The sequence below is a fragment of the Streptococcus oralis subsp. dentisani genome, assembly GCF_007475365.1.
Taxonomy (GTDB): Bacteria; Bacillota; Bacilli; order Lactobacillales; family Streptococcaceae; genus Streptococcus; species Streptococcus mitis_AX.
Genome location: NZ_CP034442.1, coordinates 1546485 through 1561192 on the forward strand (window position 1 = coordinate 1546485; position 14708 = coordinate 1561192).

Annotated in this window: 21 protein-coding genes; 17 read left to right on the forward strand and 4 right to left on the reverse strand. The window is 40.0% G+C overall.

From position 1 onward, the window contains the following. The first annotated feature begins 94 nt into the window (after positions 1-94). The 8 genes from EJF26_RS07790 (at position 95) to EJF26_RS09855 (ending at position 5591) form a co-directional block, all read left to right on the forward strand. Positions 95-955 carry a primase alpha helix C-terminal domain-containing protein gene (locus tag EJF26_RS07790; protein WP_000214714.1) on the forward strand — a complete coding sequence of 287 codons (861 nt, stop codon included), beginning with the start codon at positions 95-97 and terminating at the stop codon, positions 953-955. 79 nt (positions 956-1034) lie between these two features. Further along, a complete protein-coding gene (locus tag EJF26_RS07795; protein ID WP_000661062.1) occupies positions 1035-2477 on the forward strand; it encodes a DNA primase family protein in 1443 nt (480 codons plus the stop codon). A gap of 308 nt (positions 2478-2785) precedes the next feature. Further along, a complete protein-coding gene (locus EJF26_RS07800; protein ID WP_000173108.1) occupies positions 2786-3319 on the forward strand; it encodes a hypothetical protein in 534 nt (177 codons plus the stop codon). A gap of 104 nt (positions 3320-3423) precedes the next feature. Beyond that, a complete protein-coding gene (locus tag EJF26_RS07805) occupies positions 3424-3933 on the forward strand; it encodes a hypothetical protein (RefSeq protein ID WP_025168970.1) in 510 nt (169 codons plus the stop codon). A 496-nt stretch (positions 3934-4429) separates the two neighbouring features. Beyond that, positions 4430-4849 carry a DUF1492 domain-containing protein gene (locus EJF26_RS07810; protein ID WP_000152764.1) on the forward strand — a complete coding sequence of 140 codons (420 nt, stop codon included), beginning with the start codon at positions 4430-4432 and terminating at the stop codon, positions 4847-4849. After that, a complete protein-coding gene (locus EJF26_RS07815; RefSeq protein ID WP_001165311.1) occupies positions 4839-5177 on the forward strand; it encodes an ArpU family phage packaging/lysis transcriptional regulator in 339 nt (112 codons plus the stop codon). The genes EJF26_RS07810 and EJF26_RS07815 overlap by 11 nt, the downstream gene beginning before the upstream one ends. Positions 5178-5232: 55 nt before the next feature. Continuing rightward, positions 5233-5433, forward strand: a complete 201-nt coding sequence (locus EJF26_RS07820) for a hypothetical protein (RefSeq protein WP_000826326.1) — start codon at positions 5233-5235, stop codon at positions 5431-5433. Positions 5434-5435: 2 nt separating this feature from the next. Next, positions 5436-5591, forward strand: coding sequence for a hypothetical protein (locus EJF26_RS09855; protein WP_004245873.1), 156 nt, complete (start codon positions 5436-5438; stop codon positions 5589-5591). 670 nt (positions 5592-6261) lie between these two features. On the opposite strand, the gene EJF26_RS07825 is transcribed toward EJF26_RS09855, so the two are convergent. From EJF26_RS07825 to rpmF, 3 genes are all read right to left on the reverse strand, one after another. Beyond that, a complete protein-coding gene (locus EJF26_RS07825) occupies positions 6262-6780 on the reverse strand; it encodes an HXXEE domain-containing protein (protein ID WP_000896445.1) in 519 nt (172 codons plus the stop codon). Between the two features lie 78 nt (positions 6781-6858). Beyond that, positions 6859-7008 carry a 50S ribosomal protein L33 gene (gene rpmG, locus EJF26_RS07830; protein WP_001265622.1) on the reverse strand — a complete coding sequence of 50 codons (150 nt, stop codon included), beginning with the start codon at positions 7006-7008 and terminating at the stop codon, positions 6859-6861. Between the two features lie 15 nt (positions 7009-7023). Continuing rightward, positions 7024-7206 carry a 50S ribosomal protein L32 gene (gene rpmF, locus EJF26_RS07835; protein WP_000290418.1) on the reverse strand — a complete coding sequence of 61 codons (183 nt, stop codon included), beginning with the start codon at positions 7204-7206 and terminating at the stop codon, positions 7024-7026. A gap of 220 nt (positions 7207-7426) precedes the next feature. Here rpmF and ilvD point away from each other — a divergent pair, with 220 nt between their 5' ends. Beyond that, positions 7427-9130 carry a dihydroxy-acid dehydratase gene (ilvD, locus tag EJF26_RS07840; protein ID WP_000137347.1) on the forward strand — a complete coding sequence of 568 codons (1704 nt, stop codon included), beginning with the start codon at positions 7427-7429 and terminating at the stop codon, positions 9128-9130. A gap of 60 nt (positions 9131-9190) precedes the next feature. Here ilvD and EJF26_RS07845 read toward each other — a convergent pair whose 3' ends face one another. After that, a complete protein-coding gene (locus tag EJF26_RS07845) occupies positions 9191-9532 on the reverse strand; it encodes a metal-sulfur cluster assembly factor (RefSeq protein WP_001204052.1) in 342 nt (113 codons plus the stop codon). Between the two features lie 123 nt (positions 9533-9655). Here EJF26_RS07845 and EJF26_RS07855 point away from each other — a divergent pair, with 123 nt between their 5' ends. The 8 genes from EJF26_RS07855 to EJF26_RS07890 all read left to right on the forward strand — a co-directional run bounded on the left by EJF26_RS07855 (position 9656) and on the right by EJF26_RS07890 (position 14707). Then, positions 9656-10507, forward strand: coding sequence for a helix-turn-helix domain-containing protein (locus EJF26_RS07855; RefSeq protein WP_000434994.1), 852 nt, complete (start codon positions 9656-9658; stop codon positions 10505-10507). 188 nt (positions 10508-10695) lie between these two features. Next, positions 10696-11943 carry an MFS transporter gene (locus EJF26_RS07860; protein WP_001050369.1) on the forward strand — a complete coding sequence of 416 codons (1248 nt, stop codon included), beginning with the start codon at positions 10696-10698 and terminating at the stop codon, positions 11941-11943. A gap of 77 nt (positions 11944-12020) precedes the next feature. Next, positions 12021-13301 (forward strand): histidine--tRNA ligase, encoded by a 1281-nt coding sequence (gene hisS / locus EJF26_RS07865; protein ID WP_000775879.1) that lies wholly within the window; start codon positions 12021-12023, stop codon positions 13299-13301. 51 nt (positions 13302-13352) lie between these two features. After that, positions 13353-13766: a hypothetical protein gene (locus tag EJF26_RS07870; RefSeq protein WP_025168968.1), complete on the forward strand. Its 414-nt coding sequence runs from the start codon at positions 13353-13355 to the stop codon at positions 13764-13766. A gap of 9 nt (positions 13767-13775) precedes the next feature. Further along, on the forward strand, positions 13776-13982 hold the full coding sequence (locus tag EJF26_RS07875) for a helix-turn-helix transcriptional regulator (protein WP_001176236.1): 207 nt from the start codon (positions 13776-13778) through the stop codon (positions 13980-13982). Next, positions 13982-14170 (forward strand): hypothetical protein, encoded by a 189-nt coding sequence (locus EJF26_RS07880; RefSeq protein ID WP_001046118.1) that lies wholly within the window; start codon positions 13982-13984, stop codon positions 14168-14170. The genes EJF26_RS07875 and EJF26_RS07880 overlap by 1 nt, the downstream gene beginning before the upstream one ends. Beyond that, complete coding sequence (locus EJF26_RS07885) at positions 14157-14354, forward strand: hypothetical protein (RefSeq protein WP_001046130.1); 198 nt, start codon at positions 14157-14159, stop codon at positions 14352-14354. The genes EJF26_RS07880 and EJF26_RS07885 overlap by 14 nt, the downstream gene beginning before the upstream one ends. A gap of 2 nt (positions 14355-14356) precedes the next feature. Further along, complete coding sequence (locus tag EJF26_RS07890) at positions 14357-14707, forward strand: PspC domain-containing protein (RefSeq protein ID WP_000713852.1); 351 nt, start codon at positions 14357-14359, stop codon at positions 14705-14707. Position 14708: the final 1 nt, after the last annotated feature.

The following is a 14708-nucleotide window of genomic DNA, read 5'->3' on the forward strand; positions in this document are numbered from 1 at the left end:
AAATTGTATAAGTACCGTGGGAAATCTTTGGAACAGGTTAAAGAACAAAAGCTACTGAAGAAGTTAAAAAAGAAGCGCAAAAAGGGGAGATAGTATGACAACTTACGAGGCTAAAGGCTTTCAAAATAATCTTGTCTATCCATTTGATAAGATTGGGTCGTTTGAGTATATTGAACGTTTTAAGCCTTTGGTAGTCCCTGAAGAGGTAAATATCGAAGACTTCAAACGTACACAAGCGCCTTACTGTATCAGCGGGAAAGTAACACCAGAAAAGAATGGCAGTTACAAGCGAAACAATTCCAGCCTAATCTATCGGGATTTGATTTTCCTTGATTATGACGATATACAAGGGACGTCTGAGGGCTTCATAGAAGCCATTTCCAGCGCTTTGTTTGGCTATTCCTATATCTTATACCCGACTATCAAACATAGCCCAGAAAAACCCCGTTTTCGCCTTGTGGTGAAGCCTGACAACGTGATGAATGAGGCAACCTATAAGCAGGTAGTGAAAGAGATTGCTGACAAGATTGGACTACCCTTTGACATGGCTAGTCTAACCTGGTCCCAACTCCAGGGCCTACCAGTCACAACAGGAGACCCAGCGGACTATCAAAAAATTGTAGAGCATGGCCTAGATTATCCAGTCCCCAAGGTTGAACCAAGAGCGAAGCAAGAAAATACTGGAAAATTCACACCCAGAACGAGTGGCCAGAGATCGATGACCATGAGAATTATTGACACGCTTTTCAACGGATTTGGAGACAAGGGAGGGCGTAACGTGGCAGTGACCCACTTTGTAGGCTTGCTCTTTAACAAGTGGGTTGATTGTGATCTAGAGACCGCCTACGAACTTACAAAGATAGCCAATAGCGTGACTGCTGAACCTTTACCAATCGAGGAACTAGATCGTACATTCAGTAGCATAGCACGGGCAGAATACAGAAAGAGAGGGTAGAACCATAGAACTAGAAGAATTAGAAAACCTAAAAAGTGAAATCTTGGAGGTGAGAGAACAAGAACAGCCTCCTAGAACTATGAAGGAATTAGAAAATCGTATCTTTAAAGCTGGTGAAGAATGGCGGGCAGAACATACCGAAACTAAAGTAAACGAGTCCACAGGGGACGTTACCGAAAAGGTCGCTATGCCCCAAACATTCACCGTTGCTAAAATACTGAGCGAGATTGTCATATTTACTTTTATCAGTAAGAGCAATGTTCCTGATTATAGCCTACTCTATATCTATGATTTAGACGAGGGTATCTATACCGCTAGTAATGATCTTTTCAATCTTTTATGTAAAACTTTTGACGTGAGAATTAAACCCAGAGAGTGGCCTCAGATTAAGTTAATGGTTAGAACATTGACAAAGATACAAAAGCCTTTAGAAAGTTCCAACCTCATTCCCGTACATAACGGAATTATCAACTTAGAAACTAAGGAACTACTCCCCTTTAGTCCTAAGTATGTAATTACAAGTAAGATAAGCACGGCCTACCACGCGCCTAAACGAGTCCCAACAGATAGAGAGGGCAAAACTTTTGATGATTGGCTAAACTCAATCGCTTGTAATGATAGTGAACTGGTAACACTGTTTTGGCAGATTATCCTTGAAGCTATTAACCCTAACCATACCCGAAATAAGTTTGCTATCTTCTACGGGGACGGTAATAATGGTAAAGGGACATTTCAGCGCTTCCTTATCAATCTGATAGGGGAAAGCAATATATCAGCCTTAAAGCCTGCACAGTTCGGAGAAAAGCATAACTTGGAGACCTTGGTAGGTAAGGTTTGTAATATTGGAGACGAAGCGCCTAACGAATACTTGAAAAATCCGTCTGATTTAATGAGTATCACTAGTGGGGACACCGTGCTAGTCAATCCAAAAGGTCGGCCAGCTTTTGAAGCTACCTTTAAGCTATTCAATATCTTTTCAGGCAACTATATCCCCAATGGTGGCAACAAGACAAAAGGCTGGTATCGTAGAATTATGATCGTACCTTTCAATGCTGACTTTAACGGGGCAAAGGAAAAGCCTTGGATAAAAAATGAGTTTTTAGCAAATAAGGAAGTCCTAGAATATGCCCTATACAAAGCTATCAATCAAGAGCCATTTACTCACTTTATCGAACCTCAATCAGTCAAAGACCTGCTAGAAGAATACCAAGAGGATAATGACTACTTACTTTCATGGGTTAAGCATGAATACATGGAAAAAGGTTGGCATGAGCTGGATGTAGTACCCGTTTTTATACTGACCAGATCACTAAAGCATTATGCTGAGGACATGGGGATAGCCAAGCCTAATGTTTATGGGGCAGGAAAAGAAACGATAAGACACTTACAACAGTTAACACCTAATAAGTATCAACTAAAAAAAGCTCGTGTTAGATTTGAAGATTTTGACAAACTAGATCCGTTGGAGTTTGAAAGACCTAAACTGGGTCGAGTGAATCACGCTATAACTAAAAAAGAATAATGTTGACCTTCTTGTTGACCTTTTTTTAAAGAAGGTCAACATCCTAAACCCTTGATAGTACTAGTATTATAGCCCTTATGTTGACCTTGTTACCTTCTTTTTAAAAACAAGAATGTAAATGAAATAGATATATTTTATATATAAGGGCAAGGACTTCAAAAGAAGGTCAACATGGTAACAAAGTGACCTAACCCCTTGGGGGAGTATAGCTGAACCGTGTTACCTAGAAGGTCAACAAAACACCAAAGAAGGTCAACAGATTGCAAAAATTACATAATTTACCTTAAAATAAGAATAGGAGAAACAACATGACATTAAAAACATTTTCTGACAAAGCAAAAACATTCAATTTCACTTACGATTTTAAAGACCTAGATACTGCTATGGTAGCAGGTCACGCGCTACTGGGATATATGACTGGAACATATTGCCAGCCTACAATTTCATTGACTTACAAGGATAAGGGAACGCTGGTCGCTGAGTATGTGGAGGATAACAAGCTAAACAAGACCTTCAAGCGCATTTGTGACAGTTTCAAGGACTATTACAATCAACCAGAGGAGCTTGAAGCATTTGAAGAACGTTATAAACAGGAGCGCGTGCTTCAACTCAAAGAGTCGGAGGATTTTGAGAGTTTGCTGAATAAGGTCACAAACTACGAGCTGGAACTATTAGACTATGCTGATCGCTTGCTTTCTGATAAACGTATCCCTATGGACTCTATGACCGCTTTTGGTACGTTGGAAATGCTGGGCGATGAAAGTATTAGCCTACTCCAAAAGTTGGACGTAGAAGGCGAATATAAAGGCCTTGCTGATTATTTGGCTGAGGCAGAAAGCTAGAACTATCAAGAGAGGCACCAGCCTCTTTTTGTGGTTTCATTACTACTAAACCCAATCGATTTGGGTTTTTCTATATATAAAGGTATTTTGAACGAATGGAAATTATAAAATCAATAACCATAGAGACATTTATAAAGCCAATGAAAAACAAGAATATCAGTCAGGGTATAGCTGAGTTGGACGGTAGAAAACTAGAAATAGACTTAGATAACCTTTATATCACCTTTGAACGTGATCATTTTGATTTAGCGAGAATACCAGGAACCAAGGGAGGCAATCGCTACTTCTTTGTCTGTCCTATTTGTGGTAATCGATGTAGAAAACTCTATAAGAGACTTTTGCTATATGGTTGTGGATCATGCCAGAAAATACACAAATCAACACTGAACCGAAGTAAGACAGATTGCCAATACTATTGGGAGCTTGCGCTGAGGGAAGCTAGAAAGGTAGAACCAGGTTGGAGTCCTAGACGTGGTGGATATATGTTTGACAGTTTTCCTGAAAGACCAAAATACATGAAACAGAAACGATATTACAAGCATTATCAAAAGTTTGTTAACTACACCAGAAAAGGGGATAGATTTTGGCTGAATGGATTGAGTAATTTGAAGTAGTTTTTTGGAGCATTTCCAAACAAATCTTAATCAAGATCAAGGGAAAAAATAGTTATATAAATATTGTTTAGCTTTAATCAATTACAAGATACTAAGCAGGTATGAAGGCGAGATATGAGGCAGAGATACCCCCTTTATTTTTAGACGGGGGTAGGTGTTGTTCGGATATAAGAACGCTGCCCTCTTTTGTGCAGAAAATTCCCTTTTTGAAATGTTTTTGAAGTTGGTAGAATGTAGTATTACTAGGTGTTTAGCTTGATTTTTTGACCGATAAAGCTACTACTCAATTATCCAATTTTATAACATAGTGGGGGGTATCTCCTCCACCCACGCGCTTCTATGAACTTCACACCGTCATTATACATTTTTTCTCACGGGAAACAGATTAAGCCTTGAACCACGAACGAACATCGAGAAAACGAAAAAAAAGCCAGCACAGGGCTGACTCCTTTATAAATTATTCCTTAAAACTATTATACCATGAAGGAGTATCAACTTGACCATTAAAGAAATAGAGGAACAACTAAAAAGAGTAAAGAAAGGGAACGACCTTATCCAGCGACTGCAGCTAAAGTACCAGAGTTTAGAAAGTGGACTGCTTGCAGGAACTAACCAATATCAAACACGGGTTACTACAAGTAAAAATAATAACGCTGAAAATAAACTGCTTGAAACTTTGGAATTAAGAGATAAGATAGCGAAGCAAATACAAGCTATTACTAGCGAACGTATAGAAGTAATGGAGATGATAGATCAGTTAGATGAAATCGAAGAATGGTTAGTATTGACAATGTTATATGTGAATAACCTCCCTTTGGCTCAGATTTATAGGGAGATGAAGATAAGCAAGGTTAACGTATATAGAATTAGGAAGCAAGCTTTAGACCACTTGGCAGGTATGGTAAATGCAGATTGATAAAAAAGAGACAGTCAAACAGGTATACAGATTTCTAAAAAGCTATCCATCGCTGGTAAAATTGAGTCTAGACGACCAAGATGGAGCGTTTAGAGCCAAAGCTGAAGAGTTGATAGGTGTGATTGAAGCCTTCAGGGACAATCTAGATGATGTACGACGTGAGATATTCACCAATCTCTTTACAAGACAAACAAAAGAGGTTTTAAAGTTATGGCAGTTATACGAGAGACTAGAGATTGATAAATCTGAGTATGAACGTCTCAAGGCTGAGATGCTGCTAGACTTTGCTAAAAGCTATCGAGACGGTGTTTTGTTGATTGAATATTAGGATAGGAAAGTTTATAATTAAGTCATAGCGTAAGAGAAAATACTTAAAATTTTATGTGAAGCGTTTGAATTTGAATTTGGAAGGATTGATTGACATGATTGAGAAGTATGATTATGATTGGCCAGAAGCTGAAGACGACAATCTGGATGAATTGTTAAAAAAAGCCAGCGAACGAAATAAAAACAAAATCGTTGAGGACTTGGATCACGAATGGGAAGAGTTTGTAAGAACACTTAAACTGGAGAGGATTGATTAGTTATGCCTTATACTTTAACCAAGGAAGAAGAGAAGTTTTGGCTTTCTCAACCTGATGAGATTACTATTCTTCCTATTGAGGAAATAGAAAAGAAATACGCAGGATTAAGTAACGAAGAACTATGGCAGAGTATCAAGGATACTATTGATAATCTTTAAAATTGAGAAAAATGTGATATAATCAAAACATAGAGGATAGAGGTTGAAAAGTATCCGCCTCCAACGCGCCACTTAGCTAGTGGGTCGAGAAATGCGGGCGACATTCGGCGGTCCCGCCTATCCTTCTGTATAGCCAAGCCCTTAGAAGCAAATCTGAGGGCTTTTGTGAGGTGCTAGAAGTTCCTACAATTATGTTTGAAGATGAAGGCAAAGAGTTACAGGTATAACATCATAAAGCACGCGCTTCATGGTATAATTTACCTATCAGCAATCAGAAATTAAAGTATGGAAAAGTATGTACATATTTCATCAGAAAACAAAAAAGCACGTTTGACCGTGCTAGTTTCTTGCCTGCTGAACTCATCGATTGGTAGAGCTGAAAAAGCTCTTTTTTGCTTAGTTTTTTGCTTAGATAGAAAGAAAACTTAAGAATACAGAATAAAACTAAATTCCCTGTAAAACCTTATGTATCAATGGTTAGAGCTATCTAAAGAAGCCTAGCATTATCAACTTTCGGCAATACAACAAAATGCTTTAATTTTAAGAAATATCTTACAGAAAGCCTACAACAGTGGGCTTTTTGCTTTGTCTTGAAAAACTATAAAACACTTCTTAACTGTGAAGGGGGATAAAAAAATTCCCTGCAAATTGAAATTGCAAGGAACTTTTGTTAATGGTAATGGGCAAGCCAGGCGGAATACTTTTTCCCAAGCCAAAGAGCAAAGAGGAGATTGATGACGACGATGCCTGAACCGACTAGTGAAAATAGGAAAAATTCGCTGGTCGAAACCCGCCACAAATGTACAACGTCTGTAATCAAATAAGCACTGATAGGGAAACAGAGGACAGAAGTAATCAGAGCAGGGATATACTTACCAAGAAAGATTGCTTGCCCGATATGGAGCAAGAGATGAAGCGCAAATGCTACAAATCCACCTAACCAAACTAATTCGAGCGCTCTAGATTGAGTAAAATACGCAAATAAAGTGATGGATAAGACAAGAATAAACTCCTCAAAAACAGCAAGGGCAAATCCCTCTGTTGTAATTCCTTTGTGAATCTTGAGAATAGCTGGAGCCTTTTGAGCCAGCAAGGTTTCGTTGAGATGAATCCAAGGGACAAGACCGATAATTTCTTCCATATCGTGAAAGATAAAGAGTAGCGGGAACATCCAAAGATAAAATGCCATAAATCTCTCCTGAAAAGCTATAGATTGCTAACCAATAAAGCAAAAAACGCCCAGTAAGGCGTTTTGAGTTAGGTGTGCTTATTTAACTTCTGTAAACACGACGTGCTTGCGAAGTTTTGGTGAGTATTTCTTCAATTGAAGACGGTCTGGAGTGTTACGTTTGTTTTTAGAAGTAAGGTACAAGCGTTCACCAGATTCTTTGTGTTCAAGTGTGATATTTACGCGCATGGTATCTCCCTTCTATTATTCAGCTGTAGCAGCTTTAGCGATCTTACGTCCTTTGTAGTATCCTTTAAGTGATACACGGTGAGAACGTGAGTAATCTCCAGTAGTTTCGTCAAAGTTTACAGATGGAGCTGTTACTTTGTAGTGTGTACGACGTTTGTTTTTCTTCGCTTTTGAAGTGCGACGTGCAGGTACTGCCATTTTGATTTCTCCTTTAGGTATTTAAATTCGATTCAATCTAGTGATTTTCATCAACCATATTAGAATAACACATTTTTTTTGTAAAGTAAAGTTACTTGACAAAAAAAGATGAAAAAATTAGAAGCTAGTAATCGAAATTTTCTGAAAATTCAAGAATTTTATTCTGTTCTTCATGCGGAAATTGTGCTATAATGGTAAAAACTGAAATGGGAGGGATAAGATGACAGAATTAGATAAACGTCACCGCAGTAGCATTTATGACAGTATGGTTAAATCACCAAACCGTGCCATGCTTCGTGCGACTGGAATGACAGATAAGGACTTTGAAACACCGATTGTGGGAGTGATTTCAACTTGGGCGGAAAATACACCATGTAACATTCACTTGCATGATTTTGGGAAATTGGCTAAAGAAGGTGTCAAATCTGCGGGCGCTTGGCCGGTACAGTTTGGAACCATTACCGTAGCAGACGGGATTGCCATGGGAACTCCTGGTATGCGTTTCTCTCTAACATCTCGTGACATCATCGCGGACTCCATCGAGGCGGCTATGGGTGGTCACAACGTGGATGCCTTCGTCGCTATCGGTGGCTGTGACAAGAACATGCCTGGTTCTATGATTGCCATTGCCAATATGGATATTCCAGCTATTTTCGCCTATGGTGGAACCATTGCACCGGGAAATCTTGATGGAAAAGACATCGATTTGGTTTCGGTATTTGAAGGAATCGGTAAGTGGAACCACGGTGACATGACAGCTGAGGACGTCAAGCGTCTCGAATGTAATGCCTGCCCTGGCCCTGGTGGCTGTGGTGGTATGTATACTGCTAATACCATGGCGACTGCTATCGAAGTTCTCGGGATGAGTTTGCCAGGATCATCCTCTCACCCAGCTGAATCAGCTGACAAGAAAGAAGATATCGAAGCAGCAGGACGTGCTGTTGTTAAGATGTTGGAACTTGGTCTCAAACCGTCAGATATCTTGACTCGTGAAGCCTTTGAAGATGCTATCACAGTAACCATGGCGCTCGGTGGTTCTACTAATGCCACTCTTCACTTGCTTGCTATTGCCCATGCTGCAAATGTTGACTTGTCACTTGAAGACTTCAATACGATCCAAGAGCGTGTGCCTCACTTGGCTGATTTGAAACCATCTGGTCGGTATGTCTTCCAAGACCTCTACGAAGTCGGTGGTGTGCCTGCGGTTATGAAATATCTCTTAGCGAATGGCTTCCTTCACGGAGACCGTATCACATGTACTGGTAAGACAGTTGCTGAGAACTTGGCTGACTTTGCAGACCTCACACCAGGTCAAAAAGTTATCATGCCACTTGAAAATCCAAAACGTGCAGACGGTCCGCTTATCATCTTGAACGGGAACCTTGCCCCTGATGGCGCGGTTGCTAAAGTATCAGGTGTTAAAGTGCGTCGTCACGTTGGACCAGCTAAGGTCTTTGACTCAGAAGAAGATGCTATCCAGGCCGTTCTGACAGATGAAATCGTTGATGGCGATGTTGTCGTTGTTCGTTTCGTGGGACCTAAGGGAGGTCCTGGTATGCCTGAGATGCTGTCACTTTCATCAATGATCGTTGGTAAAGGTCAGGGAGACAAGGTGGCCCTCTTGACAGACGGACGTTTCTCTGGTGGCACTTATGGTCTGGTTGTTGGACATATCGCTCCTGAAGCTCAGGATGGTGGACCAATTGCCTACCTTCGTACAGGTGATATCGTTACGGTTGACCAAGATACCAAAGAAATTTCCATGGCCGTATCCGAAGAAGAACTTGAAAAACGCAAGGCAGAAACAACCTTGCCACCACTTTACAGCCGTGGTGTCCTCGGTAAATATGCCCACATCGTATCATCCGCTTCTCGCGGAGCCGTGACAGACTTTTGGAATATGGACAAGTCAGGTAAAAAATAAACAAGAAAAGCAAGCCATTTTCGGCTTGCTTCTTTTCATCTTCAAAAGTGATTTGCCTGCTTAACGAGGTGGGAGACCTAGGGCAATACGGCCGTAGCGACTGATTCGTGTGATCTTCCAGGCAGGAGACCAAGTAACTTCAACCTTGACATCTTCGATGCCCTCGATCTGTTTCAGACCTGCGACGATTTCGATAGGCAGGCTTTCGGCGCAATCACAGGCAGTATCAGTGAAAGTCATGACAATCTTACAGAGACCCGTTTCGTCCAGATTGATTTCATAAATCAAGCCCAGATTGTAAACATCCAATTCCACATCCGTATCAAAAACCTTCTCTAGTTTTTCGATAATTTGGTCTTGTAAGGCCAAAGCGCGGTCATTGATTTTGATATCGTCTCTCATAGCAGTCCCTCCACGTGATAAATATCCTCTATTTTCTCATAATTCTGACAATTTGGCAAGTTTTTGATGAGTTTTCTGAAAAATATGATAAAATGAAGAAAATATTCAATTAAGGGGAAGTCTATGGAGCAGATTGGAACAGTCTTTAGACAATTACGAGAGTCAAGAAATATCTCATTAAGACAAGCAACTGGGGGACAATTTTCGCCGTCTATGTTATCCCGATTTGAAACAGGTCAGAGTGAGCTTTCAGTGGAAAAGTTTCTATCTGCACTGGAAAATATATCTGCGAGTGTGGAGGAAATCCTCTTCCTAGCGAGAGGTTTTCACTATGATACCGATTCTGAGTTGAGAAAAGAAATCATAGATGTCTTGGATCCAAAGAATATAGCACCTCTCGAAGACCTGTATCGTAAGGAGTATCAAAAGTATGCCAATTCTCAAAACAAACAGAAACATATTCTAAATGCCATTATGATCAAGTCTTATATGAAGAGCATGGATGAAACGGTAGAGTTAACAACAGAGGAAGGGAAAGTCCTTCATGATTACCTGTTTTCTACCGAGATTTGGGGGAACTATGAACTCAATTTGTTCTCAGTTAGTTCCCCACTCTTATCTGTTCCTCTTTTCACTAGATATGTACGAGAAATGGTCCGAAAATCTGATTTTCTAATGGAAATGAAGGGAAATCGGCACCTATTTCACACCATGCTACTGAATGGTTTTTTAGCCAGCATTGAGTGTGAAGAATTTACCAATGCCTCTTATTTTAAACGTGTTATCGAAGAGCATTTCTACAAGGAAAACGAGACCTATTTCCGAATTGTCTATTTGTGGGCGGAAGGTCTCCTTGATAGCAAGCAAGGAAGAGTTAAAGAAGGACAAAAAAAGATGGAAGATGCTGTCCGTATTTTTGAGATGCTTGGCTGTAACAAATCTGCCGAATACTATAGAAACACGCCCGATTGTTGAATATCTGCAAGTTAAGAAAATGATTTAAAATTTGAAGCGATAGAACTCCTGATCTCTCTCAGGCCATTAAAGAAGTTCTATCGTTTTTTATTTGTTGCATATATTCAAAAGTTCTCCCTCTTAAATTTCTAAGTGCTATACTATAGTCATACTTCATATAGGGATTAGAACAAGAAGGGAGATTATCTATGAATCTATTGTTCAGAAATCAAGCTTATCGACTCTTGACTTTGTCACGATTCTTCAATGCTTTTGGTGCTTCAATTTTTAACCTGGTATTTATCGTTTATGCGTCGACCTTGCCACAAGCATCTTTTGCGGTTGCTATGGCGAATATTGTCATGATTCTTCCGACTCTCTTTACAGTTTTTGTAGGGATTCGGGCAGATTACACGAGGGACAAGGTCAAATGGATGGTCTATAGCGGTTTGTTTCAGGCAGTTTTATTTTTTCTAGCAGCTTTAGTTGTTCAGCAAGCTAGTCTCTTTGCTTTTTCTAGTCTGTGTTTGATCAATGTCATTAGCGATGTAATCAGTGATTTTGCTGGTGGTTTGCGCATGCCTCTCATCAAGGAAAAAGTAGCTGAACAAGATCTGATGGAAGCTTATTCTTTTTCCCAGTTTATCACCTATATATCAGCTATTGGTGGTCAAGCTTTCGGAGTCTGGCTTTTAGGGCTATCGGTCAACAATTTTTCCCTCGTTGCGGGAATCAATGCCTGTTTTTTCCTAGTATCAGCCTTTATTCTCTTTTTAGGAAAAAGCAAATTGAGCCTGTCAATGTCATCTGCTGATGGTGAATCACTAAAAAATGAGAAGCTATCTATCAAAGAGCAGTTCCTAACAATTTATCGAAATTTACGCCTCGTTTTTCTTAAAAGTGGACAGAAAAACTTTGGTTTTATGCTCTTTGCTGTCTTGCTTATCAATGCCTTGGGTGGCGCTTTGGGTGGAATTTATAATATCTTCTTTTTGAGCCATTCTCTCTTGAATTTTTCTTACACAGAGACACTATTTATCAATCAAGCCTGTGTTTTGTTAGCAATCATCATCAGTAGCCTTACGGGCAATGATTATTTTGGGAAGCAGTCCTTGCCTAGATTGATGATGTGGGCTACCGTAGGACTCACTCTAATTGGTCTGGCTAACGTATTCAATCAAGTCGTGCTTGGTTTGCTATTTCTATTTTTAACTCTGTATGTGTCTGGCAAAGTTCAACCAAAGATTAGTGCCATGCTCATGAAAAATCTAGCTCCAGAGGTTTTAGCTCGTACCAGTAATTTTTTAGGTTTATTATTTACCTTATCCATACCTGTGGGAACAGCTTGTTTTTCACTTGTTGCCGTATGGAATATACAGTTGACTTGGATGCTATTTGTTGGTCTTTCCTTGCTAGCTATTCTTTTGACAGTTATTAATCTTAAAAATGATATCTAAATCCTAAATTTTTTCTCACTGTTTTAATCCCTTTATTTATGGTAAAATAAGACTATTAAGTTTAAAGAGGATTCCCTATGAAATTACAAAAACCAAAAGGAACGCAGGATATTTTACCTGCTGAGTCTGCCAAGTGGCAGTACGTTGAGGGCTTTGCCCGTGAGATTTTCAAGCGCTATAACTATGCGGAAGTGCGTACGCCTATTTTTGAGCATTACGAGGTCATCAGTCGCTCTGTCGGAGATACAACGGATATCGTAACCAAGGAAATGTACGATTTTTATGATAAGGGTGACCGCCATATCACTCTTCGTCCAGAAGGAACTGCGCCCGTTGTCCGTTCTTATGTGGAAAATAAACTTTTCGCCCCAGAAGTGCAAAAGCCAAGTAAGTTCTACTACATGGGCCCAATGTTCCGTTATGAGCGTCCGCAAGCAGGTCGTTTGCGCCAGTTCCACCAGATTGGTGTTGAGTGTTTTGGCTCTAGTAATCCAGCTACCGATGTGGAAACCATCGCGATGGCAGCCCACTTCCTGAAAGAAATCGGCATCCAAGGTGTCAAAGTGCACCTCAACACTCTTGGAAATCCTGAGAGCCGTGCGGCTTACCGTCAGGCCTTGATCGACTATTTGACACCACTCAAGGAGACCTTGTCTAAGGATAGCCAACGTCGTTTGGAGGAAAATCCTCTTCGTGTTTTAGACTCTAAGGAAAAAGAAGACAAGGTGGCTGTAGAGAATGCGCCGTCTATTTTGGACTTCCTTGATGAAGAAAGCCAGGCTCATTTTGATGCTGTGCGTCAGATGTTGGAAAATCTTGGAGTAGACTATATCATCGATACCAATATGGTGCGTGGTCTGGACTACTACAACCACACGATTTTCGAGTTTATCACTGAGATTGAGGGCAATGACCTGACGGTCTGTGCAGGTGGTCGCTACGATGGTTTGGTTGCTTACTTTGGTGGTCCTGAGACTGCTGGATTTGGTTTTGGACTTGGTGTAGAGCGCCTGCTTCTCATCCTTGAAAAGCAAGGTGTGGCCCTCCCTATCGAAAACGCCCTAGATGTCTATATCGCAGTCTTGGGCGAAGGAGCAAATGTCAAGGCCTTGGAGTTGGTACAAGCCCTTCGCCAACAAGGATTCAAAGCAGAGCGTGATTACCTCAATCGTAAACTAAAAGCTCAGTTCAAGTCAGCCGATGTCTTTGCGGCTAAGACCCTCATCACCTTGGGAGAGAGTGAAGTCGAAAGCGGACAAGTGACGGTCAAAAACAACCAAACACGAGAAGAAGTGCAAGTGTCGCTTGAGACCATCAGCCAAAACTTCTCTCAAGTCTTTGAAAAACTAGGATTTTAATAGTATTTAAAACTGGTCAGGATCTTACTCCTGACCTTTTTCTTTTGCAAAATGACAAAAATCATAAACTTTTTGACAAACATACTTGTCAAAAAGAAAAAGATGTGTTACAATATAAGCAAGTTAAGAGAAAAGGAAAAAAGAACGATTATGTGGGCATTAGGATTTGTACCTCTTGTGATTATGTATTATATATACCATTCCCAAAAGGTCAAGAAATTAGAGAATAAAATCAAAAGAATTGAGCAAAAAGAGAAAGGAAATATAGAAATGTCAAGAATTTTAAAAGAATTGATTGGGAACAAACCAACAATCGTTGGACAATTATTTGGAACAGACAACTGGGAAGTTGTGGATGTTGATGAGGAATGGGTCAAGCTACGCCGTGTTGATAAAAAGGGAAAAGAAAAATTTAAACTACAACGTATTGAGGATATCCAAACCGTTGAATTTGGCGGAAAGTAGGTCTGTGACATGCAACTTAAAAATCGTTTAAAAGAGCTTCGGGCTCGCGATGGTCTCAATCAAACCGAACTAGCCAAGCTAGCAGGGGTTTCCCGACAGACCATCAGTTTGCTAGAGAGGGATGAATACACTCCGTCCATTGTAATCGCCCTGAAGATTTCACAGATATTCAATGAACCAGTCGAGTCGGTATTTCGTATAGAGGAGGATGAGTGATGAACAAGTATAAAGTGATTTATTATATGAGTGTTTTTGCCTTTATTGTGAATGCTTTCGCTATGATTGGAACATTATTCGGTTGGTTTTATTTTGTTGAAAGTAAGTATTTGTTTTGGATTAATTTAGTCCTCTTGTCCATTCTCAATTGGTTAAAGAAGAAGGAGAAAAATGATGAACAAGTATAAAGTGATTTATTATGTAGTTGCCATAGCCCTATTAGTCAGCGTATTTCTACTGATTGGGATGGACCTAGGCTGGTTTAATCTGTATCAAAGTGACCAATTTATTTGGGTCTACTTTGCTCTCATCCCAGTAATTGAATGGATTGAAAAGAAAGCAAACAATTTAGCAAGTGAAAAAGGAGAATGAATATGAAAAAGTTTTTAGCAGATTTTCAAGTAGATACTGAACATAAAGAACTTGCAGGTGTTTGTGCAGGTTTAGGAAATTATTTTAACATTCAAGCCAATATCGTTCGTTTGGTGACAGTCTTGTTGTTTCTCTCTTCTACGGAGATTGGGATTATAACAGTAACTCTCTATGCCTATCTAGCGGGTTGGCTTGGGAATGAACCCTTGGGAGATGGAGCAAAAAAAGCTAGAAATCAAGCTATTCTCTTACTTGCTGTTTGTTTGATTTTAGTATCACTTGGAACAGAGGGGTTGACAGCTATTTATGAATCAGGTAAAGTGCTTGGTCAGTGGTTGGTTGGATTGGTTTAGA